Origin of the sequence: Streptomyces sp. HUAS 31, assembly GCF_028198125.1 — a bacterium.
Lineage (GTDB): Bacteria > Actinomycetota > Actinomycetes > Streptomycetales > Streptomycetaceae > Streptomyces > Streptomyces chartreusis.
This window is the reverse complement of record NZ_CP116353.1, coordinates 2,905,216-2,931,969: the sequence shown is the minus strand read 5'-3', so window position 1 is coordinate 2,931,969 and position 26,754 is coordinate 2,905,216. Positions and strand designations below refer to the sequence as shown.

The following is a 26,754-nucleotide window of genomic DNA, read 5'->3' as shown; positions in this document are numbered from 1 at the left end:
GGAAAGTGAACGGTGGCCCCACGTTAGGCTTGCCTAATCGATGCTTGCAAGTTCAACATTTGGCCACACTTGCGTCCCGGCATCCCCTTCCGCCCCGGGGATAACGGCACGTAGTGCCGCCCTGGCCACCGCATCCGCATCCGAAAGAGTGACCGAATCCACACCCGGCCGCGCTCCCGCCGCCGTCACCCAGTGCACCCCCTCCGTCGGCACGCCGAACGCGAACCGCCTTGCGTGCGGCTGCCCTTGACGGTCAATCAGCCGGTACGGGCGCGCGGTCACGTCCAGCCCGCCGGTCTCGTAGCCGTCGACCGTGTGCGGCCGGCACTGTCCCGTCTTCAGCAGCCGGGCGAGCAGTTCGTCCGCCGTGCGCCGCAAGTCCGGTTCGGGCAGCCGGGCTTCGATCAGCGTCGTCGCGCGCACTACGGAACCCGGCACCTCGGGGGAGTGCGCGACCCAGGCGTCCGCCTCCTCTCGCACTTCGAGCCGCGGCCCGAGCACCTCCACCACGCCCGCCTCCATCAGGGCCACCAGCTCCTCGACGCGTCGCCGCGGCGGGCCGATGGACAGGAAGGCGTTGAGCGGGGTGTACCAGCGGTCCAGATGATCCCGGCGCGAGGTGCCGGTGAGGCCCGCGTGGTCGACGATCAGGCGCAGTTCGTTGCGCAGGTCGCGCAGCACGTCCAGGGCCGACTTCAGCGGGCCGTGCACATTGCCCCGGGCGGCCTGGGCCGCGTCCTCGCGCAGATGCGCCAGCAGCCAGTCGCGCCACCGCCCGCGATCCGGGAAGCCGTGCTCCCCGTACGGCCGCGAGACCCGGTCCCAGCTCCAGCGCTCGCCCTCCGGTATCCCGAACTCGTCCAACAGCAAGGCCTCTTGGGGATCGCGATGAGGGACGGCCAGGAAGCGCTCGGTGAACTCCGGTCGCCCGGCCCCCGGTATCAGCGCCGCGTAGTACACCGTCTCCACCTCCTTCGCCACCAGCGGCCATATCTCCGCGAGGAAGTCCGGCGCCTCGCCGGAGTCGGCGCGCTTGCGGAAGCCGGCGATCACCTCCGGCGTCAGCACGAGCGGGAGATGACGGCCGTACGGCCCCTTCGCGTTGTCGCCGCGGGCCTGGTACGGGATGCCGCGCCGCGAACCGGCGTACAGACGCGGCTCGTTGCCGGAGGGGAGGTAGCGCAGGCCCTCGTCGTCACGGACGAATCGGCCGCCGCGGCCCGTCGTCAACAGGGCCATGTGGTCGAAGAAGTTGAGACCGAGGCCGCGCAACAGCACGGGTTCACCGGGGGATACGGCGGACAGGTCCACGTCGGCCGGGTTGGCGGGCGCGACGTACCGCAGTCCGTGCCGCTCGGCGTGGGCGGCGAGATGGCGCTGGGCCGTGTCGGCGGCCGTCGGGAGATGGCCCTGCGCCAGCACCACGGCGGACAGGCCGGGCAGGACGCGGCCGTCGTCCAGGGTGAGGGTCTGGCGGCCGTCGGGCGCGTCGTCGAGCCGTACCGCACGGGTCGCGTACGTCTCGACGCGCACGGTGGGCGGAGCCTCGCGCACGACCTTCGCGAACACCCACTCCAGGTAACGGCCGTACTGGGCGCGGGTCGGGTACTCGTCGGGCCCCAGCTCGCCCGCCGCCCAGTCGTACAGGCTGGGGCCGGGCCGGATCGGGCCCGAGCAGTCGACGCTCTCGTCGGTGAACAGGGTGACCTGCGAGGCCACCGTGTTCATCAGCAGCTCGGGCGACTGCGCGGTCCGCCACACCCGTCCCGGGCCGGGCGGCGCCGGGTCGATCACATGGACGGTGAGGCGCGCGCCGGGCGGCAGGAGTTCGGGAGCGCAGGCGCAGAGGCGTTCCAGGACGCTGGTGCCGCGGGGGCCGGCGCCGACCAGGGCGATGGAGACCGAGGTCGGAGCGGGGGTCGGTGCGGTCAAAGGGGTGACTCCCGGGCGTGTGGGGCGCATTGGAGCGGGTGAGCCGTCGGGCGGAAGCGGACGGTCCGGCTCATCATGCCGTCGTCGAAGGGGCGAACTCAGCCCGGGGGTCGGTGAGTGTGGGATGCATCACGAGCATCACGTGCCACGCCGGTCACAAGCGGTCGCAACGGTTCGAATGTGGGGCGAGTTCGGACGCGGCGGTGATATTGCGGGGGTTCGGGCCGGTCGTCGGCTGCGGGTTGTCGTGGGTCGTTCGCGCAGTTCCCCGCGCCCCTGAAGGTTGGCCTGGCGGCCGCCTACCCAGGGGCGCGGGGAACTGCGCGAACGGCCCCCACCGGCCCGCAGCCGCCGACCGGCCCGAACCCCCGAGCTGTCACGCGCCACGGCCCACCGTCACGGCGTGAGTTGCGACTCCGCCACCACGTCCAGCCGCGCAGCGCCCCGCGCCTGCTCCAGCCGCAGCCGCGCCGAGCGCCTCCCCAGGGTCAGGGTCATCAGCTGGTTGCCGAACCACGGCCCGCCCGTCCGGCGCCAGTCGATCGGCGGCTTCGGGCAGCCCCCGTGTCCCGCGAACCGCCGCCCCAGCACCCGGGCGAGCCCGCTCCAGCCGAAGCGGAAGCCGAGCCGGATCGCGAGCGGGATGGCGTTGTGCACGGGCGAACAGGTCAGCTGCAGGACCCGGGCGTCGGGCCCGGTGCCGGCCGGCCAGGCCGGCTCGGCGATGTACGCGTGATGCACGTCCCCCGACAGGACGCACACCGTCGCCGGCGCGTCCGGCCCCGAGCCGGCCTCGGCGATCAGCTCCGTCAGCGCGTCGAAGGACGACGGGAACGCCGCCCAGTGCTCCAGGTCGGCCCGCCGCCGCAGATCCTCGCCGAACCGCGCCCAGCGCTCCCCGCGCTCGCCCCGGCACAGGGCCGCGTTCCACGCCTCGGCGTCGTGCACCAGATGCGGCAGCAGCCACGGCAGGGACGTGCCGATGAGGAGGTGGTCGTAGGAGCCGGGGGCTTCCAGCGCCTGCTCGCGCAGCCATCGCGCCTCGCCGGGGTCGAGCATCGACCGCGCCTCCTCGTCGAGGACGCGGGCCGCCCGGGTGTCCACCATCAGCAGCCGCACCCGGCCGAAGTCGCGGCGGTAGCTCCAGCGGACCGAAGCCGGGTCGGCGTCCGCCTTGCAGGCGAAGGAGCGCAGCTCGTCGGTGCCGTCGGGGGCTTCGCGCACGGCGGCGAAGAGCGGGTCGGCGGCCAGCTCGGCCGGGGACAGATTGCCCAGGTGCTGGTGGACCCAGTACGACATCAGCCCGCTCAGCAGGCGCTCGCGCCACCACGGTGTGGCCCGCATGTCGGCGAGCCAGGCTGCGGAGGTGTTCCAGTCGTCTATGACGTCGTGGTCGTCGAAGATCATGCAGCTGGGCACGGTGGACAGCAGCCAGCGCACCTCCGGGTCGAGCCAGGACTCGTAGTAGAGGCGGGTGTACTCCTCGTAGTCCGCGACCTCGTCGCCCGGCGGTTCGCTCAGGTCGCGGCGGGCGGCCAGCCAGCGCCTGGTCGCCTTGGAGGTCTCGTCGGCGTACACCTGGTCGCCCAGCAGCACCAGCACGTCAGGCCGCTCGCCGTCCGGGTCGGCCGCCATCCGGGCGGCCAGCGTGTCCAGGGCGTCCGGCCCGACCGGGTCCCTCTCGTCGGCGGGAGGCGCCGCCCAGCGGCAGGAGCCGAAGGCGAGCCGGACGGGGTCGCCGTCGGCCGGGGTGCGGATGACGGACGGCGGGAAGGGCGAGCCGGGGAGCGGCCACACGCCCGTGCCGTCGAGGTGGACCTCGTACGGCGTCGTCGTCCCCGGTGTGAGGCCGGTGACCGGCACCAGGGCGTAGTGGTGGCCGGCGACCTGGAAGGTACGGGCCTCGCCGCCGGACCCGTCCGCCCCGCGCACCCGCACGGCGCACGGACGGCTCGCCTCGACCCACACGGTCGCGGTCGAGCCGTCGACGTACCTCAGCAGCGGACCCAGGCGCAGTTCGGCCACGTCATGCCCTCCTCCGTCGCCCCGTACGGTACGGAACGACGGAGGGGAACGGGGAGGTTCCGCAGATCACAGTTTGCCGAACTCCGCAGGCTCACGGTCGGCCCACCGTCGGCCGGGCACTGGTGCCCGGTTCAGCAGCTCGCGAGGTAGTTCGTGAGGGCGGACTTCTCCGCCGAGTCGACCGAGAGGCCGTAGTAGTACTTCACCTGCACCCAGGCGCGGACGTACGTGCAGCGGTACGCGGTGCGCGACGGCATCCAGGTGGCCGGGTCCTGGTCGCCCTTGGCCTGGTTCACGTTGTCCGTGACGGCGATCAGCTGCGGGCGGGTCAGGTCGTTGGCGAAGGACTGGCGCCGGGAGGTGGTCCAGCTGTCGGCGCCGGAGTCCCAGGCCTCGGCCAGCGGCACCAGGTGGTCGATGTCGAGGTCGGAGGCGGCGGTCCAGGTGGCGCCGTCGTAGACGGAGTACCAACTGCCGCTCGTGGCGGCACAGGAGGAGTCCTGGACGACGTTCGTGCCGTCGCGCTTGAGGACTACCTCGCGGGTGTTGCAGGCGCCGGACTGGGTGATCCAGTGCGGGAACAGGTCGCGGTCGTAGCCCGTGCGGTCCTCGGTGGCCACGGTGAGCGAGGCGAGGTAGGTGCGGGCGGTGGCGGCGCTGACGGGGGTGGGGAGCGCGGCGGAGGCGGTCGGGGCGTTGAAAATCGCGACGGAGGCTATGAGGCCGCTGAGGGCCGCGAGTATGCTGACCCGTCGACGCGCGTAGAACTTCGACATGCGAACTCCCTTGAGGGGTGGGGGTGTTGGCGAGCGAGCGTTGGAATGCTCGCCACGCCGCATTGCGGGGAGGTGTGCGTCCGGTAAGAAGCTAGTGACGTGTTCATGACACGACAAGGTTGAGACTGTGACTTTCTTCCTGTGAATCCGTCGATGGCTCGTTCGACTCCGTCGCGTACCATGGGTGGCGCAGAAGGGGAGTAGCTCTTCGCCGGACCGTCGACATACTGCTCAGCTCGTCTGAGCCGGCGCCCGGAGGCGGACCTCGTCCACGAGGTCGGCCAGCGAGACCTTCGGCAAGCAGTGCACGCCTGTGCCGCACGGCACGGGCGCTCAGTGTGCTGCCGTGCCGAGGTGTCGTAGCGCAGTGACATTGCTCTCGGTGGGGTAGCCCGACCGATTGAGGAACCTTGATCAGCTTCACCGTGACGGCGGTCGTCTTCGGCGTCGTCTTCCTCGCCGAACTGCCCGACAAGACCGCGCTCGCCGGGCTCGTCCTCGGTACGCGCTATCGCGCCTCGTACGTCTTCGCGGGCGTCGCCGCCGCGTTCGCGGTGCATGTCGCGCTGGCCGTGGCGGCCGGCAGTGTGCTGACCCTGCTCCCGCAGCAGATCCTGCACGCGCTCACCGGAGTGCTCTTCCTGGGCGGCGCGGCCGTGCTGCTCATGAAGAAGGACGAGGACGAGGGAGAGGTCCGCAAGCCGGAGAACCAGTCCTTCTGGAAGGTCTCCGGAGCCGGGTTCATGCTCATCCTGGTCGCCGAGTTCGGTGATCTGACGCAGATCATGACGGCCAACCTCGCGGCCCGCTATGACGATCCGCTGTCCGTCGGTATCGGCGCGGTGCTGGCGCTGTGGGCCGTGGCCGGGATCGGCATCGTCGGCGGCAAGGCCCTGATGAAGCGGGTGCCGCTGAAGCTGATCACCAAGGTGGCGGCGCTCGTGATGCTGACCCTGGGTGTCTGGAGCCTGTACGAGGCGATCGCGGGCTGAGCCGATGGCGGCGGACCGTCCGGGTCCGATCGTCCGGAGGCCGTGCGGAGGCCGTCCGGAGGTCGCTCGGAGGTCGTTCGGAGGTCGTTCGGAGCTGAACTGTCGGTGAACGGTTTCTGGAGGCGGTGGCGCGATCGGGGCTCGGTTTTGTACCGTGGAGGAACAAAGTGACTCCCGCCCGTTTTCCCTGACCGGCGGGCGGGGTCACCTTGTCCCTCCGGGGGCCACCCCTGTACCCCCGCGCCCCTCGCCTTGGAGTTGCCGATGACGGCCACCGCCGCGCCCACCGAGTCCACCGTGATCACCGCCCGTGCCCTCCTGCTCGACATGGACGGCACGCTCGTCAACTCGGACGCCGTCGTGGAGCGGATCTGGCGTCGCTGGGCCGAGCGGCACGGGCTCGACGGCGACGAGGTGATGAAGGTCGTGCACGGGCGTCAGGGGTACGCCTCGATGGCGCTGCTGCTGCCCGACCGGCCGATGGAGCAGAACCACGCGGACAATGCGCGCATGCTCGCCGAGGAGACGGCGGACGTCGACGGCGTCGTGCCGATTCCGGGGGCGCCGGAGTTTCTGGCCTCGCTGCGGGGGTTGCCGCATGCGCTGGTGACGTCGGCCGATGTCGCGCTGTCCACGGCACGGATGGCCGCGGCCGGGCTGGAACTGCCGGACGTGCGGGTGACCGCGGAGTCGGTCGGCGCGAGCAAGCCCGACCCCGAGGGGTTCCTGAAGGGGGCCGCCGAGCTGGGGGTCGCGCCGGCGGACTGTGTGGTGTTCGAGGACTCCGGGGCCGGCATCGAGGCGGGGCGCTCCGCGGGGATGCGGGTTGTGGGGGTCGGTGCGCGGGCCGGGTTCCACGGGCCTGATGTGCTGGTGAGGGACCTGCGGCAGGTTCGGGTCGAGGCGGTGGACGGGGGCGGCGGGGTCCGGCTCGTCATCGCCTGAGGGGGCGGGGCGGGCGGTTCGTCATCGCCTGAGGGGGCGGGGCGGGCGGTTCGTCGGCGGGTGCGGGCCGCCTGTGGCTGATCGCGCAGTTCCCCGCGCCCCTGAAGGTCGGCCCAGCGACCGCCAACCCAGAGGCGCAGCTCCCAGCGCATCCGAGGGTTGGCCTCACAGCCGCCAACTTCAGGGGCGCGGGGAACTGCGCGAACGACCCCCACCGGCCCGCACCCGCCGACGAACCCCGGGCCCCGAGCTCTTCCGCGTACGGCCCCCGCAGCGCCGCGTCACGGCTCCGTGGTTTCTGATTCCAGTCGTTCCCTGGTCTCCAGGTCGTAGACCCCGTAGTCGTCCGACTGGATCCCCCGTGCCCACTGGTACCGGGCGACCGCGTCCTCCACGCCCTCGTTGTAGTTCCCCCTCGCCTGCCGCGTGTACAGGCCGAGCTGGGTGAGGCGGAGTTCCAGTTCCGTGACCTCGGGACCCCGGTCGCCACGGCTCAGGACCGGCGGCGTGGGCTGGCGCGCGGCGGGGGACTCCTCGTCGGGGTCGGTCGCCGCCTCCGTCGTGGACGGCGACTTCGTCGGTTCCGTCGACGGGGTCGGGCTCGGCGACGACGTCGACCGGGTGGGGGACGGCGACTCGGTCGGGCTCTCCGACGGTGACGCGGAGGTCGGGGCCGGAGCCGACCCCGTCGCGGTCTCGGTCGGGGCGGCGGTCGTCTCCGACTTGCTGGTCGACGGCACCGGGACACTCGCCCGTACGTCGTGCGGCAGCGCCGTCTTCCGGGACGGCGCGTCGTACGTGAACATGCCGCTCGCCAGGCCCGCCGCCGTCATCACGACCACGAGCGCTCCGCCCGCGCCCAGCAGGATCGTGCGGCGGTGTCGGGGGCGGGGGGCCGTGCTCGGTGAGTCGTCCCAGTCGGCGTCGTCGGCGGGGGCCGGGGCCGGGGCCGTCGTCGGAGTCGACTCGAACAGGCTCAGGTCCTGGGCGTTCGGGGTCGTGGCCCCGGACGCCAGCGGGGTGGCGAGAGTCTGGGCGTCATCGGTGGCCGCTGGCGCGGGCGGCGCCGGCTGCCGCGGGTCCACCTGGCGCAGCTGCATCGTTTCGGCGGCGTTGTCGCCCTCCAGCTCCACGTATGGCCGAATGCGCAGCGGATCGAAGTCTCCCGCCGCTGCCGCCTCCGCCGTACGGGCGTCTCTGAGAGCCTCGGACGCGCGCTCGCCGCAGCCGCACGACGGGGTGTTGTCGGCCGCTCTCGGCGTACCGCACTCCGGGCAAAGGTGACCGTTCGGGCTACCCGGATCCTGTGGATCCCCGGCGCCCTTGGTGCCCCTCGGCTCTGTCACGCGTTCGTCCCTCCCTCGCGAACTCCCCAGATTATGCAGACGTTCCTCACGCTCTCTCCCCAAGCCCCCGGAAGGGACGATTCCAATGGGACTCGACGGGCCATAACGGGACACAGCGATCATGATGGAGGGGGTAACGAGACCCTCGGGAGGTCTTCATGGCCGGGGACGCGCACGGTATGACGGGAAATGTGCGTGACGCGCAGCCCCCGGAACGGCGCGCCGCGGCGCACGAGAACGTGCCCGGCAATGTCCTCGTGTCCATCGGCGCGCTGCTCCTCGGGATGCTGCTCGCCGCGCTCGACCAGACGATCGTGTCCACCGCGCTGCCCACCATCGTCAGCGACCTCGGAGGGCTCGAGCACCTGTCGTGGGTGGTGACGGCGTATCTGCTGGCGTCCACGGCCGCCACGCCGCTGTGGGGCAAGCTCGGTGACCAGTACGGGCGCAAACGCCTGTTCCAGATCGCGATCGTGATCTTCCTCGTCGGTTCCGCGCTGTGCGGCATGGCGCAGGACATGGCTCAGCTCATCGCCTTCCGGGCCGTCCAGGGCGTCGGCGGCGGCGGGCTGATGGTGCTGTCCATGGCGATCGTCGGGGACATCGTGCCGCCGCGTGAACGTGGCCGGTACCAAGGGCTGTTCGGTGCCGTGTTCGGCGCGAGCAGTGTGCTCGGGCCGCTGCTCGGCGGGGTCTTCACCGAGCATCTGAGCTGGCGGTGGGTGTTCTACATCAACCTGCCCGTCGGGGTCGTCGCGCTCGTCGTCATCGCCGCCGTGCTGCGGATCCCGCACAAGGCGACCCGTCATGTCATCGACTACCTCGGTACGTTCCTCATCGCCTCCGTCGCCACCTGTCTGGTGCTGGTCGCCTCACTGGGTGGGACGACCTGGGCGTGGGGGTCGGTGCAGATCGTCGGGCTGGCGCTGCTCGGGGTGGTGCTCGCCGCGGCGTTCGTGGCGGTGGAGCGGACGGCCGCCGAACCCGTGCTACCGCTGAGGTTGTTCCGGGTGCGGACCTTCACGCTGTCCGCGGTCATCAGCTTCATCGTCGGGTTCGCCATGTTCGGCGCGATGACCTATCTGCCGACGTTCCTCCAGATCGTGCAGGGCATCAGCCCGACCCTGTCCGGGGTGCACATGCTGCCGATGGTCGTCGGCATGCTGCTGGCGTCCACCGGGTCCGGGCAGATCGTGAGCCGTACCGGCCGCTGGAAGGTGTTCCCGATCGCCGGGACCGGGGTGACGGTGATCGGGCTTCTGCTGCTCCATCAGCTGGAGGTGGACAGCTCCACCTGGGCGATGAGCGTGTACTTCTTCGTGTTCGGGCTGGGGCTCGGGTTGGTCATGCAGGTGCTCGTGCTGATCGTGCAGAACGCCGTGCCGTACAAGGACCTTGGCGTCGCGACCTCCGGGGCGACGTTCTTCCGGTCGATCGGGGCGTCGTTCGGGGTCGCGATCTTCGGGACGATCTTTGCGGCCCGGCTGGACGACAAACTCGTGGAGGCGTACCAGGGGGTGCGGCTGCCTCAGGGGGTCTCGCTGGAGGGGCTGGAGGCGGATCCGCGCGGGATCGCGGAGTTGCCGAGTGGGCTGCGGCCGGAGGCGTTGGAGGCGTACGCGTCCTCGATCACCGATGTGTTCCTGTACGCGGCGCCGGTCGCGGTGGTCGGGTTCGTGCTGGCGTGGTTCCTGCGGGAGGACAAGCTGCGGGGGTCGGTGACGGCGCCCGATGTGACCGAGACGTTGGCCAGTAATCCCGTGGAGCGGTCGTCGTACGACGAGGTGTGCCGGGCGTTGTCGGTGCTGGGGACTCGGGAGGGGCGGCGGGAGGTGTACCGGACGATCACCGAGCGGGCGGGGTACGACCTGTTGCCGGCCGCGAGTTGGTTGTTGCTGCGGATCAAGCGGTACGGGTGGGTGGAGCCGGGGGTGCTGGCCGAGAAGAGCACTGTGCCGTTGCCGGTGATTCTGGATGCGGCTCGGCAGGTGGAGGGGCGGGGGTTGGCTGTCCGGGAGGGGTTGGAGCTGGTGCTGAGTGAGAAGGGGCGGGGGTTGGCTGTCCGGGAGGGGTTGGAGCTGGTGCTGAGTGAGAAGGGGCGGGTGGTGGCCGATCGGCTGGCTCGGGTTCGGGAGGAGTCGTTGGCGGAGTTGTTGGGGGATTGGTGGGGGCCGGAGCGGCCTACGGATTTGGCTCAGTTGGTCAAGGATCTGAATGCGGAGTTGTGTGGGTCTGAGCGGGAGCAGCCGGGTGCCTCCGGCGGTGGGGGGCGGTGATGCCTGCGGCGGCCCGTTGCGGGCTGTGGGGGCTTGCGTAGCGCCTACGGTTGTGTGGTGGGTCGGGGCCGTGCCGGGGGGTGTCCGTCCTCGGTCGGGCGGTTGCCCGGCATCAGAAGGGTGCTGTGTCTTGACGCCCGCCGCTGCGGGCGGACACCCCCCGGCACGTCCCCTTGCCGCCGTACGCGGCTTGGCTGCAACGCCCTTCTTTCAGGGGCGCGGGGAACTGCGCGGACGGTTGTGATGGCTGCGGTCACGGCTTCACGCGGGCCGGCTGCAACGCCCTGCTTTCAGGGGCGCGGGGAACTGCGCGACCAGCCCCCACGCACCCGCAGCCGCCGTCAGTCCGTTCCGTCTCGGCGGGTGAGCGTCAGGTGGGTCACTCCGCTGGGGGACGCGATGGACTCGGTCGCGTAGTGCTGTTCGAGGCCCTCCAGGCCGTCCCAGAGGCGTTGGCCTCGATTGAGGAGGAGGGGGGCCACCACGATGTGCGCGTGGTCGATCAGGCGGGCGGAGAGGAAGTCGCGCAGGAGCCTCACTCCGCCGCCGATGCGGATGTCCTGGTCGCCCGCCGCCTTGCGGGCCGCCGCGAGGACCTCGGCGGGGGAGGCGTTCAGGAAGTGGAACGTCGTGCCGCCCTCCATCTCGATCGACGGGCGGGTGTGCTGGGTGGCGATGAAGGTCGGGGTGTGGAAGGGCGGGTTGGGGCCCCACCAGCCCGTCCAGTCGGGGTTCTCGTGCCAGCCGGGGTAGCCGAACTTTCCGGCGCCCATGATCTCGGCGCCGATGCCGGGCATGAACTGCCGTGCGAAGGCGTCGTCGACGCCGCCGTTGCCGCCGGGCTCGCCGGTCCGCTCGCGCCACCAGCGAGTGGCGAACATCCACTCGTGCAGCCGTTCGCCGGCGTGGCCGAAGGGGGCGTCGAGGCTCAGGCCCTCGCCGGTGCCGAAGCCGTCGAGGGAGATGGTGAAGTTGTGGACCCGGACCAGTGACATGGCTTGAATCCTTCCGTGTGCGGCGTGTGGGTCTAGTGGCTTTCACCATGACGTCGATCGGGGAACCGTTGAATCGACACGCCGTCGGCAGCAGTTTGGGGAGCCCATTGCGGGCAACTCGCCACGCATGTCAACAGGTGTGATCATTCTGATCGTGATTGCGGCGGTCGCCGTGCTCGGCGTGACCGTCATGGCCCTGCGGACTCGCGGCGCACAGGGCGGTGGGAGCCTGAAGCGGCGCTTCGGGCCCGAGTACGAGCGGACCGTGGCCCGGCACGACGGGGACGCCAAGGCCGCCGAACGCGAACTCGCCCAGCGGGTGGAGCGGCACGGCGGGCTGCGGGAGCGGACGCTGGAGACGACCGAGGTCGAGCGCTACGAGGCTCGCTGGACGGCGGCCCAGGAGCGCTTCGTCGACTCGCCGAAGGAAGCCGTGGACGAGGCGGACCGGCTGCTCGCGGAGCTGGCGCACGCGCGGGGCTACCCGGACGGCGACCAGTACGAGGAGCAGCTCTCCGCGCTGTCCGTGCACCACGCGAGCCGCGTGCACGGCTACCGCCGGGTGCACCGTGCAGCCCGTGCGGGGGCCGAAGGCGGGCCGGGTACGGAGGAGATGCGTGAGGCCATGGTCGAGGCCCGTGCGCTGTTCGAGGAACTGGTGGCGGTTCCGGTCGAGCGGCACCGTGAGTCCCACGAAGCGCGGAGGAAGACCGGCGGCCATATGCCGTGGTCGTTCACGGGGCGTCAGGCGAAGGGGAGTTGAGTGACATGACCGACACCACGACCGGCAAGGAGCCGGCTGGGAGCGGGCCCGCTCTCGCGCCCACCGGCGGTGCGGCGCGGGCCGTAGTCACCACGAAGAGCGAGCGTGCGGACGCTCCGCTCGTGGGGAACGACGAGTCCGACAAGTTCGAGCTCCGGCTGCAGCACGCCGTCTCCGGATTCGTCGACGGTCCCCGGGCCGCCGTCGAGGAGGCGGATCAGGTGGTCGAGGCCATCGTGGCCCGGTTCGCCGAGACCGTCCGCGAGCGGCGTCGCACCCTGCGCACGTCCTGGCAGGACACCGAGGAGAAGGACGACACCGAGCGGCTCCGGCTCGCCCTGCGCGACTACCGAGAGCTGGCGGAACGGCTGCTACACATCTGACGCACGCGAACCGTCCGGCACATCCGGCACACCTGACCCGGCCGTTGCCCGGCGCTCCCGCCACTGCCCCACGACTTCTTCCACGTCGTACGGCTTGCGGCCCAGGGGAGGGCCGGGCGGCGGCTTCAGCAGCATGTCGCGGATCTTGGCGTTGACGTCCGTGATGATCTTCCGGACCGCCCGCTCCGACGGAGCCGCGTACGCCGCCGTCAGCGCGTCCTCCGCCTCCTTGCGCAGGGCCAGCGCGGGGGGCAGGACCGACAGGCCCTCGCGGGCCATCTTGCGTTTTACCCACCACAGTTCGTCGTACGGCGCTTCCAGGTCGTTCGGCAGTGGTTCGCCCCTGCCGGGCAGGCTGTCGAAGTCGCCGCGTACCTGCGCGTCGTGAATCTGCTTGTCGACCCAGGACTCGAACGGGACACCGGGGGGCTTTCGCTCGGTCATGAGTTCATTGTGCCGGACGCGGCAGTGCCGGGCGATTTATCATGCGGCGTCGGCGGCCAAAACGGCCGCCGTAATGGACGTTTCAGGAGGGGCGCTCGTGCTCGAACTCACCATGGCCGCCGTGTCCGCGGCGGACGAGGGTGCCACGGCCGGCATGCTCATGGCCGACGCGCCCAGCGAGCCGGGCGCCGTGCTGCGGGTGGGCCGCGACAAACAGGTCTGCCGGCTCTCGACGCCGGACGACTGGCTGTTCGTGTCCCGAGTGCATCTGGAGTTCCTGTGCGGACCGGACGGTGGCTGGCAGGTGAGCTGGCTGCGCGGCTCGCAGCCCGACCCGTCCTCCGAGGTACGGCTGACCGTGGGGGAGTACGCCCAGCCGATCGCGTACGGCGGCTCCGTGCCGCTGCCGAGGGGCGGCAGCGGCGAGATCGTCATCCACGACCGCACCGCCCCCCGCAGCGTCAACGTCGGCTTCTACCACGAGGCCTGAGTCCGGGCGGCGGGGCTACGCCAGCACGCGCGCCAGCGCGAAGCCGTCGTAGCCCTTGCCGCCCACCGTCTGGATCGCCGTGCCGCTCAACCTCGGGTGGCTGCCGATCAGTTCGATGGCGGCGCGGGTGCCCCGCACGTCCGGCGCGTCGCTGTCCGTCTCGACGACCCGGCCGCCGCGCACCACGTTGTCGACGACGATCAGGCTGCCGGTGCTCGTCAGCCGCAGCGCCCAGTCGACGTAGTGCGGGTTGTTGGCCTTGTCGGCGTCGATGAAGACCAGGTCGAAGGGGGCGGGGTTCTCGTCGGCCAGCTTCGGCAGGGACTCCAGGGCCGGGCCGACCCGGACCTCGACGACCTTGTCCAGGCCGGCCCGCGCGATGTTGCGGGAGGCGACCTCGGCGTACTTGGCGCTGTACTCCAGCGAGATCAGACGGCCGTCGGAGGGCAGGGCGCGGGCCATCCAGATGGTGCTGTAGCCGCCGAGGGTGCCGATCTCCAGGATGTTGCGGGCGCCCTGGATCTGGGCGAGGAGCTGAAGCAGCTTGCCCTGTGTCGCGGTGACGCCGATGGCCGGCAGTCCGGCCGCCTCGCTGTCGCGCAGGGCCGCCAGGAGGATCTCGTCGTCGGGTGAGAGCTGGGAGGAGAAGTACTCGTCGACGTCGTCCCAGACCTGCGGCTCGCTCATCGCCTTGCCTTTCGTATGGCCGGTTGGAAAGCACCGAGTGGCACTACCGACGATCTCTCACCGGTCCGGAGTCCGGAATTCCAGGATGGTGGATTCAGCCGCTCGCCGCAGGCGGCCGTGACATCTCGGGGAGACGGGGCCGGGTGCGTCGTACGGCGAACACCGCCGCCCCCGCGATCGCCGCGACGAGGGCCGTGGTGACCGTCAGCAGCCACAGGGGGACGCCGGCCAGCGTGCGCAGCCGGTCCTCGTGGATGACCTGCCGGAAGGTGTCGTCGGCCGCCGCCCGGCGCAGCACGTGGTCGCCGGAGATGCGTTCGGGGGACGGGAACTCCTGGCCGATCGCCGTCAGGAACGGCGCTCCCGCCGCCAGCTCCGCCAGCGGGCCGGTCCGTGCCGTCACCCGTCCGGCGTACGTGACCCGGGGGCGTTCGCCGCCGATCCGGGACGCCGGTTCCATCCGGTGCGCGGCGAGCACGTACAGGCCCAGGGACTGCGGGGTGGCGGCCAGCCGCGACAGGCGCATCGGGTAGACCGGCTCGTCGGTGCGGAAGGTCAGGTGCAGGGGGTCCAGGGCGCCGGTGAGTGCCGTCCCACCGGTCCGCGGGGTCAGCTTCACGGCCACGTACTCCCAGCGCCGGTCGACGTACGGCCGCAGGGCGCCCGCCAGCCGGGGCGGCAGGGCGAAGCCGTTGGCGTCGAGCCAGCCGTCCAGCGCGGCCGGGTCGGTGGCCGTCAGCCGGGCCACCTCGAAGGGGCCGAGCCGCTGCCGGCCGACCACGCCCACGGGCGCTCCGGCGCCGGGCGGTGGCGGGGCACCCGCGGTGTCGTCGTCGGCCACCAGCGGCCAGTCGCCGTCCTGCGGCCAGAAGTGGTACCGCGTGCGGTGCACGGGGGCGGTGACCTCGTGCAGCTCGTCGAAGAGCGCCGGGTCGCCGAGGCGGACCGTCGCACGTCCCGGCACCGGCATGATCCACGCGACGCGCTCGGCGTCCCCGTCGACGGTCAGGCGCATCACGACCTGCTCCCGTGCCCCGTCCCAGCGGACCACGGACTCCTCCCGGCCGACGGCCACCCGGCGTGTGTCGCCGGGCACCATGGCGCCGCAGCCGCACGCCCACGCGGGCGCCACGAGCTGGCCGAGCTGGAGGGCGAGCAGCGCCAGGACGACGGCCAGAGCCCGCCCGCGTGCCCCTTGCCGCAGTAATTCAGCCATCGTGTCCAGCCCCCTCCGTCCTCCGTACCGGCCGGCCCTCCGAAGCCCCGCCGGCGACAGGGCTTCAGACGGTACGGCGGATGATCCGGTTCTGTGGCCGGGGCCGCCGGATGTGAGCCACGCCGCCCCCAGCGGAGGCGTCCGAATCCCGCTCCGACTATCGTCATCCGGACAAAAGGAGAGCGGACGTCAGGTGAATCGGGGGTTGCCTGCGTCTCTCCCCGGGGTGGTGCGAGCCCCACTTGGTCCGTAAGGATCTTGACGCATGGGACGCGTGGGACGAATCGGGGCGGGAGGCCGACGAGGCGTGGCGAATGCGGATCATGGTGGGCGACCGGAGGCCATCGGGGCGACGGCCGTCGGCGCGGTCCAGGCGCGCGTACGCGTGGCGCGGCTCGGCCTGTGGCTGATCGTCGCGATCCTCGCCCTGCGGGAGGTCGCCGTCGTCCTCGGCACCCCGCGCGGGGAGCGGCTGACGGACCTGGAGACCTGGGTCGGACCGGACGGCGTCCTGCACGTGAAGGGTTCGCTGTACGACTCGACCGAGTTCACCGGTACCCCGTTCGGCGGACTCGTCCTGAAACCGCTCACCCGCGCCGCGGAGCAGGCCCTCGGCTGGGGCTGGACCTTCGGCACCCTGCTGCTGGTCGTCGTCCTCGGCCTGGTCGCCGCCCGTGCCCTGCCGCAGCCGGTCAGCCGGCGCACCTCACTGCTCGCCGCGCCCGTCGCGATCAGCCTGCTGATGCTGTCGCTGCCGGTGCGCAACACGCTCTACCTCGGCCAGACCAGCATCATGCCGGTCCTGCTCGTCCTGCTCGGCTGCTTCGCCGTGCGCGGCGAGCGGGCCAGCGGCGTGCTCATCGGCGTCGCCGCCGCCCTCCAGCCCACCCTGCTGCTGTTCACGCCGCTGCTGTGGTTCACCGGCCGTCGCCGGGCCGCGCTCTCCACGGGCGTCACGTTCGCCGCGTGCACGGCGGTCGCCTGGGTGGCGATGCCGAGCGACTCGTACACCTACTGGGTGCACCACATGGCGGGCGTCGGCCTCGGCGGACGTGCCGACGACCTCGGCAACCAGTCCCTGCACGGCGCCCTGCTGCGGCTCGGGCTGACCGGGCCCCTGGAGATCGTCCTCTTCCTGCTGCTCGGCGCCGGCGTCGCCGCCCTGGCGGTGCGCCGTGCCGTGCGCTACGCCCACGACGGGCAGCTCCTGCTGGCCGTCGCCATCACCGGCTGCGCGGCCATCGTCGTGTCGCCCACCGCCTGGCAGCACCAGCTGCTGTGGGTGCTGCTGGCGGTCGTCGGGCAGGTCGGCAGACGGGCCTCCGACCGGTACGTCTGGCCGGTCGCGATCGTGCTGGTGATGACCCTGCCGGCGAAGATGATGGTGCCGGACAAGCTGATCCTGCACCCGCTGCGCGCCGACCTCGTCCTGCTCGCCGCCATCGCCACGGCGGCCGTCGTGCCGTTCCTGTCGCGCACCTCGCCCTACTGGCAGACACCGGTCCCGACCAGGTACGCCGACAAGGTCCCCGCACGCTTCCGGCACATCCCGCTGGTGCCGTTCCTGCGCCGGGTGATCAGCCGCCCGAACCTGCTCTTCGAGCTGCTGCTGATCCGGGTCACCTACTACGCCTACGCCCAGATCAGGCTGGCCGCGGCCGGCGGCTCCAACTCGGCCGGCCGGGTCACCGCCGAGCAGCACGGCGAGGAGATCCACTCCGTCGAACGTGCCCTGGGCATCGACATCGAGCACTGGGCCAACCACGCGGTCGTGGGGGTCGACTGGCTGCGGAGCTTCTTCGACTTCTACTACGAGTCGTTCCACTTCGGCGTCCCGCTGGCGATCCTCGCCGTCCTGTACTGGCGCCGCCCCGTCGACTACCGCTGGGCGCGCACCGCGATCGGCTTCGCCACCGTCTTCGCCCTGATCGGCTTCTGGCTCTACCCGCTCGCCCCGCCGCGCCTGATGCCCGGCCTCGGCTTCATCGACACGGTGCACGGCCCGCAGGACTTCACCCAGCCCGACTACGGCACGCTGACCGAGCTCACCAACCAGTACGCGGCGATGCCCTCACTGCACTTCGGCTGGTCCCTGTGGTGCGGCCTGGTCATCCTGATCCTCGCCCCACGATGGTGGATGAAGGCCCTCGGCCTGCTGCACCCGCTGTTCACGGTCACCGCGATCGTCGTCACCGGCAACCACTGGGTGCTGGACGCGGTCGGCGGCGCGGCCGTGGTGGGCGCCGGCTTCGCGGTGACGTACCTGTTCCAGGGCCCGCGCGCCAAGGCGGTGACGGCGCGGGCCGAAGAGGTCAGCAGCGACTCCCGGGCGCCGGTGAAGGACCGTACTCCGAGCTGATCCGGTACTCGCCGGGCGCGGACACGGTGAGCCGGGTGAACTCGCCCTGCGGCTTCAGGCAACCGCCGCCGTCGGTGTGCAGCCACTGCGAGTAGGCGATGCGTACGGTGGCGCTGCCCGGCCGTGACATGCGGACGACGACGTCGACGCTGGACGTCGACACGACGGTCGCGGGCTCGCTCACCAGCGGCTGCGCGTCGCGCACCCGGAACACCTTCCAGTGGGCGTCCTGCCACACCGGCTCCAGCCACTCGGGCCGGTTGTCGCGCACCAGCTGTGCCTCGACCTTGGCGTACCCGTCGGGCTTGCCCAGCGGCAGCACCACGAATCCGACGGCCCAGCGGTCCAGCCAGGCCCGGTAGGTGGTGGCCGAGAAGGACCCGTCGTAGAACAGCCGGGCCCGCTCCATGTCGAGCTGGCGGTTCCAGCCGCGGGCCATGTTCACGTGCGGGGCGAGTCCGCTGGCCTCGCGGTGGTTGCGGGCGGGAACGACCTCGACGCGGGTGCGGTCGGCGCCTAGGTGGTCCAGGGCGCGGACCACGCCGTGGGTCTCGGCGGCCCAGGCCGGCACGGTGGTGGAGACGTACAGGTCGTCGGCGGTCTTCTTGCCGACCCAGGCGACGGACAGGACCAGGGCGGTGACCAGCAGGTTCCGGCGGACCTTCGCGAGCTGCGGCTGGGCGAGCAGGACGGCGAGGAGCGCGGCGGGCGCGAACAGCTCGGCGAAGCGCTCGACGTTGGTGCCTATGGGGGAGGCGATGAGATACGTCAGGACGGTCCCCGCCGCGTACACGGCACCGCTGATGCGGGCGACGCGCCAGGAGCGCGGGGCGAGGAAGGTGACGGCCAGGCCGAAGAGGAACGGCGGCCATATTCGTCCGGCGAACATCAGCTGCTCGCCCTTGAAGGGGAACAGCAGGGTGGTCAGGCCGACAGTGAGGGCGGGCGGCAGGAGCAGGGCGAGGGCGCGGGGCCAGTCGCGGGTGACGAGGAAGGCGGCGCCCACGACGACCAGGAACAGCCCGGCCACGGGGCTGGCCATGGTCGCGAGGGCGGCGTAGGCGGCGGCGAGGACGATCCGCCGGTCGCGGGTGAGCATCAGGCACGCGGCGAGCCCGAAGGCGACACCGAGGGCGAAGGTGGTGCGGCCGGAGGCCACGTTGCACCAGAGGGCGAACGACGCGAGCAGAGCCGGGCCGAGGGGTCTTCGCAGGCCGGCGCGCTCCATGAGCACGGCCGCGAGCCAGGTGGCGGCGATGCCGGAGACGACGGTGAGGGCCCGCACGCCGACGGCGGCCATCAAGTAGGGGGATATGAGGCTGTAGTTGGCGGTGTGCGTGCCTCCGTACCAGAAAAGGTTGTAAGCGGAATCACCGTGCCGGGCCGCGAAGCCGGCCCAGGCGTACTGCGCCGCGAGGTCTCCGCCGCCGGTGGCGAGGAACGCCCACCAGATCGCGTACAGGGGGAGCGCGGGGAGCGTGGCGAGCAACGGCACCCTGTGGCGGTGCCACAGGGTGCGCGGGAGCGACTGCCCGGCTTCGGACGCCGGGGGCGCGGGTCTGGTACGCGTGAGTTCGGCAGGGACCATGTGAGCCAAGACGCGGTTTCGGGTCGGTACGTTCATTGGCGGTATCGGCCGCGGGTTACCAGACGCGACAGGCGAGTACACGAATTCTTCATCTCCCGGCACCCGAATCTCCGCCAACTGAGGGCATTGACCAGGTATTTGACGAAGCGTCAGTCAACTCCGGTGATATGCTCCCTGCACTTGCCAGGCAGGCCGCGAGCTCCGGGGCGAAACGTCTCGGCGGCAAGGGCGAGCCCCTGTCGGCAAGCCCGTGTGTACTGCCGCCCCCCGGGTCGACCGGGCGGGTTTCCAGCAACGGGGCTTCTGTCGCTCGAAGAGAGTCTTATGACGCAATACGTGATGGATCCGGCGATCTGGGGGCTCGTTGTCGGCGCCCCTGCAGCGGCCACGATCATTGTTCGCCAGCAGAAGGCGATACGAAAGTTACGCAAGCGGAACGACGAGCTCAAGTCCTCGTACGTCGATCTCGAGGGCGGATACGACGCGATCGTCCGGCAGACCGAGGAACGGGCCGGCGAAGAGACCAAAACCGTGCTGAAGTCCGCGATGCGGACACTTCAGGGCCTTGCGGCCGAACAGCAGCTGGTCATCTCCAAGTTGCAGAGCAAATACGGAGATTCACCGATTCTCCGGGATCTGCTGGAGATCGACCATATGAACTCGCAGTTCGGCCGGCGGGCGCAGTCCATCGCCGTTCTGTGCCAGGGCTGGCTCGGCCGGCAGCGTGACCCCGCCTCGGTCTACGACGTGATCCGCAGCGCGCAGGGAAGGATCCGCCACTACCAGCGGGTCGAGATCCTGTCGCAGGTGGACTACGGCGTCACCAGCAGGGCGGTCGAGGCCATCGCGCTCGCGGTCGCGGAACTGCTCGACAACGCCACCAGCTACTCGGCGCCCGAGACCGTGGTCGAGATCAACGTCCGGTCCGTGCCCAAGGGCATCTGCATCGTGGTCGACGACGCGGGTGTCGGCATGAACGAGGAGGAGAAGGCCAGGGCGGCGGAGCTGCTGTCCGGGGAACGCGCGGCGAGCGTCTCCGACCTGGGCAACCCTCCGCAGTTCGGATTCGCGGTGATCGGCGCGCTCTGCGAGCGCTACGGCTTCACCGTCTCCGTCGACTCCACCTCCCCCTACGGAGGTGTCCGTGCGGTCGTACTCGTTCCGGAGGAGCTGTTGACCAGCATGCCGGAGCCCAAGATCCCGAACGCGGCCGCCCACGCCGACGCACAGGCGGACGAAGTCGGCGGCGACGCCCCGGCGACGACCTCCGACGGGCTGCCCAAGCGCCGGCGCAAGCAGCGTCCCATGGCCGTCGTCCCGAGCAGTGGCGGTACCGCGCGATCACCGGGTCGCTCCACCGAGGAGACGGCGTCGATCATGAGCGCCTTTCAACGGGGGACCCAGACCGGCCGCGCCGCGCCCCTGGACGCGATGCGCGGGAGCCACGCCGACGGACGCAAGGGACCGGAGACCACCTCGTGAAGAACGACCTGTCTTGGATGCTGGACAGTGCCCTGGAGATTCCCGGGGCGCTGCACGCGGTCCTGGTCTCGGCCGACGGTCTGCTGATGGCCCGCACGAAGGACCTCGGGCGGGACTCGGCGGACACGGTGGCGGCCGCGATGAGCGGTGTGCAGTCGCTCAGCCGGTCCCTGGGCTTCTTCGTCGACGGCGAGCACATGCAGTGGCGCCAGACGCTGGTGGAGTTCGACGGCGGCTGGGTCTTCCTGATCTCCGCAGGCGAGGGTGCCTACCTCGCGGTCTCGGCGGCCCCCGAGATCGACATGGCGGACATCACCTTCCGAATGCAGCAACTGGTCGGCCAGTTGGGCAAGGAACTGGCCACATCACCCCGTGAGGACATCGGCCACCGCTCATGACTGACTACACCCCCGAAGAGTCAGAAGCCGCTGAGTTAGTACGGCCGTACGTCATCACACGCGGGCGCCAGCTGCCCGCCGAGGACAAGTTCTCCCTCATCACCCTTGTGACGACGGTCAGCGACGAGCGGCAGCGTCCCACCCGGCTCTCCCCCGAGGAGCAGCACGTCCTGGACATGTGCTCCGGCGGCTACCTCTCGGTCGCCGAGCTCGCCGGGCACACCCAACTCCCCCTGGGTGTGCTCAAGATCCTCCTCAGCTCGCTGGCAGAGGGGGGATACCTGATCACCCGAGCGCCCGTGCCGCGGGCGCGTCTCGTCGACCAACAACTTCTCCAGGAGGTGCTGGATGGACTCCAAGCGCGTTTTGGATGAGGACGCCTATGTCCGGGGCGGCGAGGCGCAGACGGCGGTGAAGATCCTTGTCGTCGGGCACTTCGCCGTCGGCAAGACCACCTTCATCGGCACCATCTCCGAGATCCCCCCGCTGTCCACCGAGGAGGACATGACGCGGGTGGCGGAGGCGGTCGACGACCTCAAGGGCGTGCGGAGCAAGACCACCACCACGGTCGCCATGGACTTCGGGCGGCTGACGATCAGCGACCACGTGGTGCTCTACCTGTTCGGCACGCCCGGTCAGCAGCGGTTCATCCAGATCTGGGAGGACATGGCCCGGGGTGCCCTCGGCGCCCTGGTCCTGGTGGACCCCGAACGGCTGGCGGACTCCTTCGCCGTGATCGACCTGATCGAGCAGTACGGCCTGTCCTACGCCATCGCCGTCAACCGTTTCGACCACACGCCCGAACGCACCGAAGCGGCCCTGCGGGAAGCGCTCGACCTGCTGCCGGACACCCCCGTCGTCGTAATGGACGCACGTGACGAGAACTCATCGGCGCAGGCGCTGATCACTCTCGTTCGCTACCTACAGGAACGCGCCGCTCTGGAGCACGCATGACCAGCGAAGACTTCCCCGCACCGCCGCCCGGCTGCCCGGCGCACGGCAGCGGGCAACGGATACCCATGTACACGGCGGAGTTCGCCGCCGACCCCCAGGCCTACTTCGACTACATGCGCCACCACGGCCCGACGGCCCCCGTCGAGCTGGCCCCGGGCGTGCCCGCGACCCTCGTCACGGACTACGCGGCGGCGCTGGACCTGCTCCAGAACCCGGGGGACTTCCGCAAGGACCCCCGCCGCTGGCGCGACCTCAACGAGGGCCGCATCAGCCCGGACAGCCCGGTCCTTCCCCTGCTCGGCCCTCGGCCCACCTGCATGTTCACCGACGGAGCCGAGCACCTGCGGCTGCGCCAGGCCGTCACCGAGAGCTTCGCCCGGGTCGACAGCCACCGGCTGAGCGTGAACGTCGACCGGATCGCGCACTACCTCCTCGCCCAGTTCAGCACCCGCGGCTCCGCGGACCTGCTCAACGACTACGCCAAGCAGCTCCCGCTGTTCGTCTTCAACGAACTGTTCGGCTGCCCGGCGGAGATCGGCGACCGGGTCATGTTCGGCGTCTCCGGCATCTTCGACGGCATCAACGCCGAGCGGGCCAACGAGGTCCTGATCCAGGCGGTCGGCGAACTGGTCGCGCTGAAGCGGGCGCGGCCCGGCGACGACGTCACCTCCTGGCTGATGCAGCACCCGGCCAAGCTGGACGACGCGGAGATGATCCATCAGCTGGTGCTGCTGATCGGCGCCGGCGCGGAACCGCTGCGCAACCTCATCGCCAACACCGTGCACCTGCTGCTGACCAACGACCGGTACGCACAGAACGGGCTGCTGGAAGAGGCGCTCGACGAGACCCTGTGGCACAACCCGCCCATCTCGAACTACGCGCCCCACTACCCGGCCAGGGACATGGAGTTCGCCGGCGGCAAGCTCAGCGCCGGCGATCTGGTGCTGGTCGGCTTCCAGGCCGCCAACGCCGCCTCGGCGCGCTCCGCGGCGGGGCAGTCCAGCAACCGGGCCCACCTCGCCTGGAGCGCGGGCCCGCACGCCTGCCCCTCCAAGGAGCCGGCCCGCCTCATCACCCTGGCGGCGATCGAGCACCTCTTCAACGAGCTGCCCGACGTCGAACTCGCCGTCCCCGAGGAGAGCCTGACCTGGCGGCCCGGCCCGTTCAACCGCGCCCTGGCGCAGTTGCCGGCCCGTTTCACCCCGACCACCCCGCGCCGTGCGGTGCAGCCCCAGCCGTCCCAGACGGCACAGGAATCCGCCGCCGACGCGGACGCCAACAAGGAGCGCGGAGGGCTCTGGAGTTCCTTCCTGAAGTGGGTCAGGGCGTAACCCCTGGTTCCGGATCGTGACACAGGTAACAGGCAACTGCCCCTGGCAACAGCATGAACGTTAAAGCGTCGGGGTATGACTGCGCAGGGTATCTGAGTCGTCACATGATGAAGGAGGGGCTGTGGAGTTCAACCCCGCTGCCGCTCGTGCCCTGCGCCCCGTCACCCGGTCCCACACGTTCATTCAGGAGAAGGACTTCCTCATAGGCCTCATAGGCGTCCAAGCAGAATGGCCCTATGGCCGGATACCCGCCTTCACCGGCGGGTATCTTTTTGCCCCGGCCGGGGAGGTCCGGTGAGCACGGCGAGCACGGCGCCGGTCACCGAGGCACCGGTCACCTACGAGTACACCCCCACTCTCGCCGATCACGTCGTCGGCCAACTGCTGCGTCTGGGCTCGGTCGTGGGCTCCTCGGCGGCGGAGTCGGCGCTGTACGCGCACATCGTCCTGGAGTCCCTCGGGGACGCGTGCGGTCGCTCGCTCTCCGAGCCGCCCGCCACACCCAGTTTCATTTCCGACGATCACACACCGGTCGAGTTCTCCCTGGCCTTCCGGCCGGGAGTGGCCCCGGGCCTGCGTGTCCTGGTCGAACCCGGCTGCGCGGCGGGCGACTTGGCGGACAACGGCCGCCAAGGGCTCGACGCCATCCGGGAGATGGCCCGCCGCTGGGACTTCTCCACCGCCCAGCTCGACCGTCTCCAGGACCTGTTCCTGCCCTCGAACCCACAAGGTCACCTGGCCCTCTGGTACGCGCTGGAGTTACGTCCCGGCGGCGTACCCGGCGTCAAGGTCTACCTCAACCCCTCCGCCACCGGGCCCGAACGGGCCACGGCCACCGTGCGGGAGGCACTCCACCGACTCGGTCACCGGCAGGCTTTCGAGAACCTGCCCGACACGACCGGGTATCCCTTCGTCGCACTGGACCTCGGCACCTGGGACACCCCCCGGGTCAAGGTCTACACCGCGCATCCGCGCCTCGCGGCATCCGAGGCGTACGCACTGAACCGCGCGCAGCCCGGCCCGGCACGCGAGGACGTGGAAGCCTTCTTCCACCTCGCCGCCGAAGGGCGCCCGCCCACCGGGGCGGGAGGCGGGCCGGAGTCGCGACTGGACCGGCGGCCCGCGCTGACCTGCCACTCCTTCACCGACACCGGGTCCGGCCGGCCCAGCGGGTTCACCCTGCACGTCCCGGTCCGTGACTACGTCAGGGACGACGAGGAGGCGCTCGCCCGCGCCACCGCCGTGCTGACCCACTTCGGCATGGACCCCTCGATGCTGCGCCGCGCCCTCGCCGCCCTCAGTACGCGGCAACTCTCCGACGGCGTCGGCCTGATCGCGTACCTGGCACTGGCGCACGAGCGCGACCGCCGACCCCGCATCACCGCCTACGTCTCCTCGGAGGCATACGCGGTGCGTCCCCCCGCGCAGTGATCCGCGCGTCATAAGAAAAGCCAGCGCAGCGTCACAAGGCCGCCCGCGCAGTATCGGAATGCCCCGAGCAACATCAGAAAGAAGGAGCCGTGGAGCCCTACCGCATCAAGGTCGTCGAGCCCATCCCGCTCACCACCCCCCAGCAGCGTGAGGAAGCCCTGCGACGGGTCTCCTACAACCTGTTCGACCTGCGTGCCGACGAGGTCACCATCGACCTGCTGAGCGACTCCGGCACCGGCGCGATCTCCGCCGCCCAGCTCTCCGCCGGCATGAACGGCGACGAGTCCTACGCAGGCTCCCGGTCGTTCTACCGCTGGCACGAGACCGTCAGCGAACTCACCGGCTATCCGCACCTCCTGCCCGCCCACCAGGGACGCGCGGCCGAGCGCATCCTGTTCACCTCGCTGCTCACCCCGGGCAGCACCGTGGTGTCCAACACGCACTTCGACACCACCCGCGCCAATGTGGAACTGGTCGGCTGCCAGGCCCGGGACATTCCCTGCCCCGAGGCCAAGGACCTGGACAGCCCGCACCGCTTCAAGGGCAACATCGACCTGAAGGCGCTGGAGCAGATCCTCCAGAACCAGCAGGAGTCCCCGGTGGCCGCAGTGGTGATGACCATCACCAACAACGGCGGCGGCGGACAGCCGGTCTCCATGGACAACCTCCGCCGGACCGCCGACCTCTGCCGGCGCCACAGCGTCCCCATGATCCTCGACGCCGCACGGTTCGCGGAGAACGCCTGGCTGGTGACCCGTCACGAGCCCGGCTACCAGGACCGCACCCCGCGCCAGGTCGCCGAGGAGGCCTTCCGCCTCGCGGACGGCTGCATCATGAGCGCCAAGAAGGACGGCATCGTCCACATCGGCGGCTTCATCGGCCTGAAGGACCCCGAGCTCGCCCAGAAGTGCGAGCGCCTCCTCATCGCGACCGAGGGATTCGCCACCTACGGCGGTCTCGCCGGGCGCGACCTGGACATGATGGCCCAGGGCCTGGTGGAGGTCACCGAGCCCTCCTACCTGGCGGAGCGCGCCGACATCGCCGCCCACCTCGCCCAGCGCATCCGGGACACGGGCGTCGACATCGTCGAGCCGGCCGGCCTGCACGCCCTGTACCTCAACGCCGGGCGGCTGCTGCCCCACATCCCGCCCCACCAGTACCCCGGCCACTCGCTGGCCTGCCAGCTCTACCTGCGCGGCGGCATCCGCTCGGCCGAGCTGGGATCCCTCTACCTCGGCGAGGAGGACGAGCACGGCAACCCGATCAAGTCGGCGCCCTACGAACTCGTACGGCTGGCCCTGCCCCGCCGGGTCTACACCCGCAGCCACTACGACCACGTGGCCCAGACCCTGGCGGACATAGCCAAGGACCCCAGCTCGGTGCACGGTTACCGCATCACCGAGCAGTCACCGATCCTCCGCCACTTCAGCATCAAGCTGGAGCCCGCCAAGGGCTGACGGCGAGCCGGTGAATCCCGACCGTGTGGTTCCGCACTCGAACCACACGGTCTTGCCGTCCCGTCGCCCGGCGGTGTCCACACCCCACTTGTCGGCCACGGCGTCCAGCAGCACGAGCCCCCGCCCGTTCTCGGAGTCCAGGTCCAACTCCGCCATGGCGGACGGTAGTCGGGGGCACCCGTCCGACACCTCGATCCGCACCCTGTCCCGCTGCCGCAGCACCAGCACCTCGCAGCGCCGGTCCGGAACATGCCGTACGACGTTGGCGACCAGCTCGGTCACGCCCAGTTCCACGGCGTCGGTCAGTTCACGCATCTCCCACTCGCCGAGCAGCGAGCGCACGACGGCGCGGATGTGCCGGGCCGAGTGGTCACCGGCGGTCAGGCGCAGCCGGTACTGAATGTATCCGTTCACGGTACGAGCCTGACCTCGCACGACTACTTTGGGCTACGGAACGGATACAACGGGTCCCGGAGTGGGCCCA

At 70.9% G+C, this 26,754-nt stretch carries 24 protein-coding genes; 14 read left to right on the top strand and 10 right to left on the bottom strand.

Annotated features, from left to right (window positions below):
* Positions 1 to 33 precede the first annotated feature (33 nt).
* From PGH47_RS12930 to PGH47_RS12920, 3 genes are all read right to left on the bottom strand, one after another.
* Entirely contained in the window at positions 34 to 1,962 is a 1,929-nt protein-coding gene (locus PGH47_RS12930) for an FAD/NAD(P)-binding protein (protein WP_271663549.1), read from the bottom strand.
* Positions 1,963 to 2,328: 366 nt separating this feature from the next.
* Positions 2,329 to 3,957 carry an alkaline phosphatase D family protein gene (locus PGH47_RS12925; RefSeq protein ID WP_271663548.1) on the bottom strand — a complete coding sequence of 543 codons (1,629 nt, stop codon included), beginning with the start codon at positions 3,955 to 3,957 and terminating at the stop codon, positions 2,329 to 2,331.
* A 131-nt stretch (positions 3,958 to 4,088) separates the two neighbouring features.
* On the bottom strand, positions 4,089 to 4,733 hold the full coding sequence (locus tag PGH47_RS12920; RefSeq protein ID WP_271663547.1) for an HNH endonuclease family protein: 645 nt from the start codon (positions 4,731 to 4,733) through the stop codon (positions 4,089 to 4,091).
* 410 nt (positions 4,734 to 5,143) lie between these two features.
* On the opposite strand from PGH47_RS12920, the gene PGH47_RS12915 reads away from it, so the two are divergent.
* Positions 5,144 to 5,725 carry a TMEM165/GDT1 family protein gene (locus PGH47_RS12915; RefSeq protein ID WP_271663546.1) on the top strand — a complete coding sequence of 194 codons (582 nt, stop codon included), beginning with the start codon at positions 5,144 to 5,146 and terminating at the stop codon, positions 5,723 to 5,725.
* Between the two features lie 264 nt (positions 5,726 to 5,989).
* Positions 5,990 to 6,670 carry an HAD family hydrolase gene (locus tag PGH47_RS12910; protein WP_271663545.1) on the top strand — a complete coding sequence of 227 codons (681 nt, stop codon included), beginning with the start codon at positions 5,990 to 5,992 and terminating at the stop codon, positions 6,668 to 6,670.
* 281 nt (positions 6,671 to 6,951) lie between these two features.
* Here the strand turns inward: PGH47_RS12910 and PGH47_RS12905 are convergent, their stop codons facing one another.
* Positions 6,952 to 8,016, bottom strand: a complete 1,065-nt coding sequence (locus tag PGH47_RS12905; protein WP_271663544.1) for a peptidoglycan-binding domain-containing protein — start codon at positions 8,014 to 8,016, stop codon at positions 6,952 to 6,954.
* A 158-nt stretch (positions 8,017 to 8,174) separates the two neighbouring features.
* Between PGH47_RS12905 and PGH47_RS12900 the strand changes: the two genes are divergently transcribed.
* Entirely contained in the window at positions 8,175 to 10,292 is a 2,118-nt protein-coding gene (locus PGH47_RS12900) for an MDR family MFS transporter (RefSeq protein ID WP_443048485.1), read from the top strand.
* Between the two features lie 341 nt (positions 10,293 to 10,633).
* Here PGH47_RS12900 and PGH47_RS12895 read toward each other — a convergent pair whose 3' ends face one another.
* The gene (locus tag PGH47_RS12895; protein ID WP_271663542.1) at positions 10,634 to 11,287 is read right to left on the bottom strand and encodes a dihydrofolate reductase family protein; all 654 of its coding nucleotides are present in this window, start codon (positions 11,285 to 11,287) and stop codon (positions 10,634 to 10,636) included.
* A gap of 127 nt (positions 11,288 to 11,414) precedes the next feature.
* Between PGH47_RS12895 and PGH47_RS12890 the strand changes: the two genes are divergently transcribed.
* Both PGH47_RS12890 and PGH47_RS12885 read left to right on the top strand, forming a co-directional pair.
* Complete coding sequence (locus PGH47_RS12890) at positions 11,415 to 12,050, top strand: hypothetical protein (RefSeq protein ID WP_271663541.1); 636 nt, start codon at positions 11,415 to 11,417, stop codon at positions 12,048 to 12,050.
* Positions 12,051 to 12,055: 5 nt separating this feature from the next.
* The gene (locus tag PGH47_RS12885; protein WP_443048484.1) at positions 12,056 to 12,433 is read left to right on the top strand and encodes a hypothetical protein; all 378 of its coding nucleotides are present in this window, start codon (positions 12,056 to 12,058) and stop codon (positions 12,431 to 12,433) included.
* Here the strand turns inward: PGH47_RS12885 and PGH47_RS12880 are convergent.
* Positions 12,422 to 12,877, bottom strand: a complete 456-nt coding sequence (locus tag PGH47_RS12880) for a J-domain-containing protein (RefSeq protein WP_271663540.1) — start codon at positions 12,875 to 12,877, stop codon at positions 12,422 to 12,424. The genes PGH47_RS12885 and PGH47_RS12880 overlap by 12 nt on opposite strands.
* A gap of 97 nt (positions 12,878 to 12,974) precedes the next feature.
* Here PGH47_RS12880 and PGH47_RS12875 point away from each other — a divergent pair, with 97 nt between their 5' ends.
* Positions 12,975 to 13,367, top strand: coding sequence for an FHA domain-containing protein (locus tag PGH47_RS12875; protein WP_030957333.1), 393 nt, complete (start codon positions 12,975 to 12,977; stop codon positions 13,365 to 13,367).
* A 15-nt stretch (positions 13,368 to 13,382) separates the two neighbouring features.
* Here the strand turns inward: PGH47_RS12875 and PGH47_RS12870 are convergent, their stop codons facing one another.
* Together PGH47_RS12870 and PGH47_RS12865 are read right to left on the bottom strand one after the other, a co-directional pair.
* Complete coding sequence (locus tag PGH47_RS12870; RefSeq protein WP_271663539.1) at positions 13,383 to 14,054, bottom strand: O-methyltransferase; 672 nt, start codon at positions 14,052 to 14,054, stop codon at positions 13,383 to 13,385.
* Between the two features lie 94 nt (positions 14,055 to 14,148).
* Positions 14,149 to 15,270, bottom strand: a complete 1,122-nt coding sequence (locus tag PGH47_RS12865; protein ID WP_271663538.1) for a DUF2330 domain-containing protein — start codon at positions 15,268 to 15,270, stop codon at positions 14,149 to 14,151.
* Positions 15,271 to 15,577: 307 nt separating this feature from the next.
* On the opposite strand from PGH47_RS12865, the gene PGH47_RS12860 reads away from it, so the two are divergent.
* Entirely contained in the window at positions 15,578 to 17,629 is a 2,052-nt protein-coding gene (locus PGH47_RS12860) for a bifunctional glycosyltransferase 87/phosphatase PAP2 family protein (RefSeq protein ID WP_271663537.1), read from the top strand.
* On the opposite strand, the gene PGH47_RS12855 is transcribed toward PGH47_RS12860, so the two are convergent.
* Positions 17,583 to 19,217 (bottom strand): hypothetical protein, encoded by a 1,635-nt coding sequence (locus PGH47_RS12855; RefSeq protein ID WP_376055478.1) that lies wholly within the window; start codon positions 19,215 to 19,217, stop codon positions 17,583 to 17,585. The genes PGH47_RS12860 and PGH47_RS12855 overlap by 47 nt on opposite strands.
* A 324-nt stretch (positions 19,218 to 19,541) precedes the next feature.
* Here PGH47_RS12855 and PGH47_RS12850 point away from each other — a divergent pair, with 324 nt between their 5' ends.
* The 7 genes from PGH47_RS12850 (at position 19,542) to PGH47_RS12820 (ending at position 26,270) form a co-directional block, all read left to right on the top strand.
* Positions 19,542 to 20,699, top strand: coding sequence for an ATP-binding protein (locus tag PGH47_RS12850; protein ID WP_269643312.1), 1,158 nt, complete (start codon positions 19,542 to 19,544; stop codon positions 20,697 to 20,699).
* Positions 20,696 to 21,097 (top strand): roadblock/LC7 domain-containing protein, encoded by a 402-nt coding sequence (locus tag PGH47_RS12845; RefSeq protein ID WP_107906817.1) that lies wholly within the window; start codon positions 20,696 to 20,698, stop codon positions 21,095 to 21,097. The genes PGH47_RS12850 and PGH47_RS12845 overlap by 4 nt, the downstream gene beginning before the upstream one ends.
* Positions 21,094 to 21,471, top strand: coding sequence for a DUF742 domain-containing protein (locus PGH47_RS12840; RefSeq protein ID WP_107906818.1), 378 nt, complete (start codon positions 21,094 to 21,096; stop codon positions 21,469 to 21,471). The genes PGH47_RS12845 and PGH47_RS12840 overlap by 4 nt, the downstream gene beginning before the upstream one ends.
* Positions 21,446 to 22,051, top strand: a complete 606-nt coding sequence (locus PGH47_RS12835) for a GTP-binding protein (protein WP_030949427.1) — start codon at positions 21,446 to 21,448, stop codon at positions 22,049 to 22,051. The genes PGH47_RS12840 and PGH47_RS12835 overlap by 26 nt, the downstream gene beginning before the upstream one ends.
* Positions 22,048 to 23,382, top strand: a complete 1,335-nt coding sequence (locus tag PGH47_RS12830) for a cytochrome P450 (RefSeq protein WP_271663535.1) — start codon at positions 22,048 to 22,050, stop codon at positions 23,380 to 23,382. Before PGH47_RS12835 ends, PGH47_RS12830 begins: the two co-directional genes overlap by 4 nt.
* Positions 23,383 to 23,676: 294 nt before the next feature.
* The gene (locus tag PGH47_RS12825) at positions 23,677 to 24,813 is read left to right on the top strand and encodes a tryptophan dimethylallyltransferase family protein (RefSeq protein WP_271663534.1); all 1,137 of its coding nucleotides are present in this window, start codon (positions 23,677 to 23,679) and stop codon (positions 24,811 to 24,813) included.
* Positions 24,814 to 24,902: 89 nt separating this feature from the next.
* Entirely contained in the window at positions 24,903 to 26,270 is a 1,368-nt protein-coding gene (locus tag PGH47_RS12820) for a tryptophanase (protein WP_271663533.1), read from the top strand.
* On the opposite strand, the gene PGH47_RS12815 is transcribed toward PGH47_RS12820, so the two are convergent.
* Positions 26,220 to 26,684, bottom strand: a complete 465-nt coding sequence (locus tag PGH47_RS12815; protein WP_271663532.1) for an ATP-binding protein — start codon at positions 26,682 to 26,684, stop codon at positions 26,220 to 26,222. The two genes, PGH47_RS12820 and PGH47_RS12815, sit on opposite strands and share 51 nt — an antisense overlap.
* Positions 26,685 to 26,754: the final 70 nt, after the last annotated feature.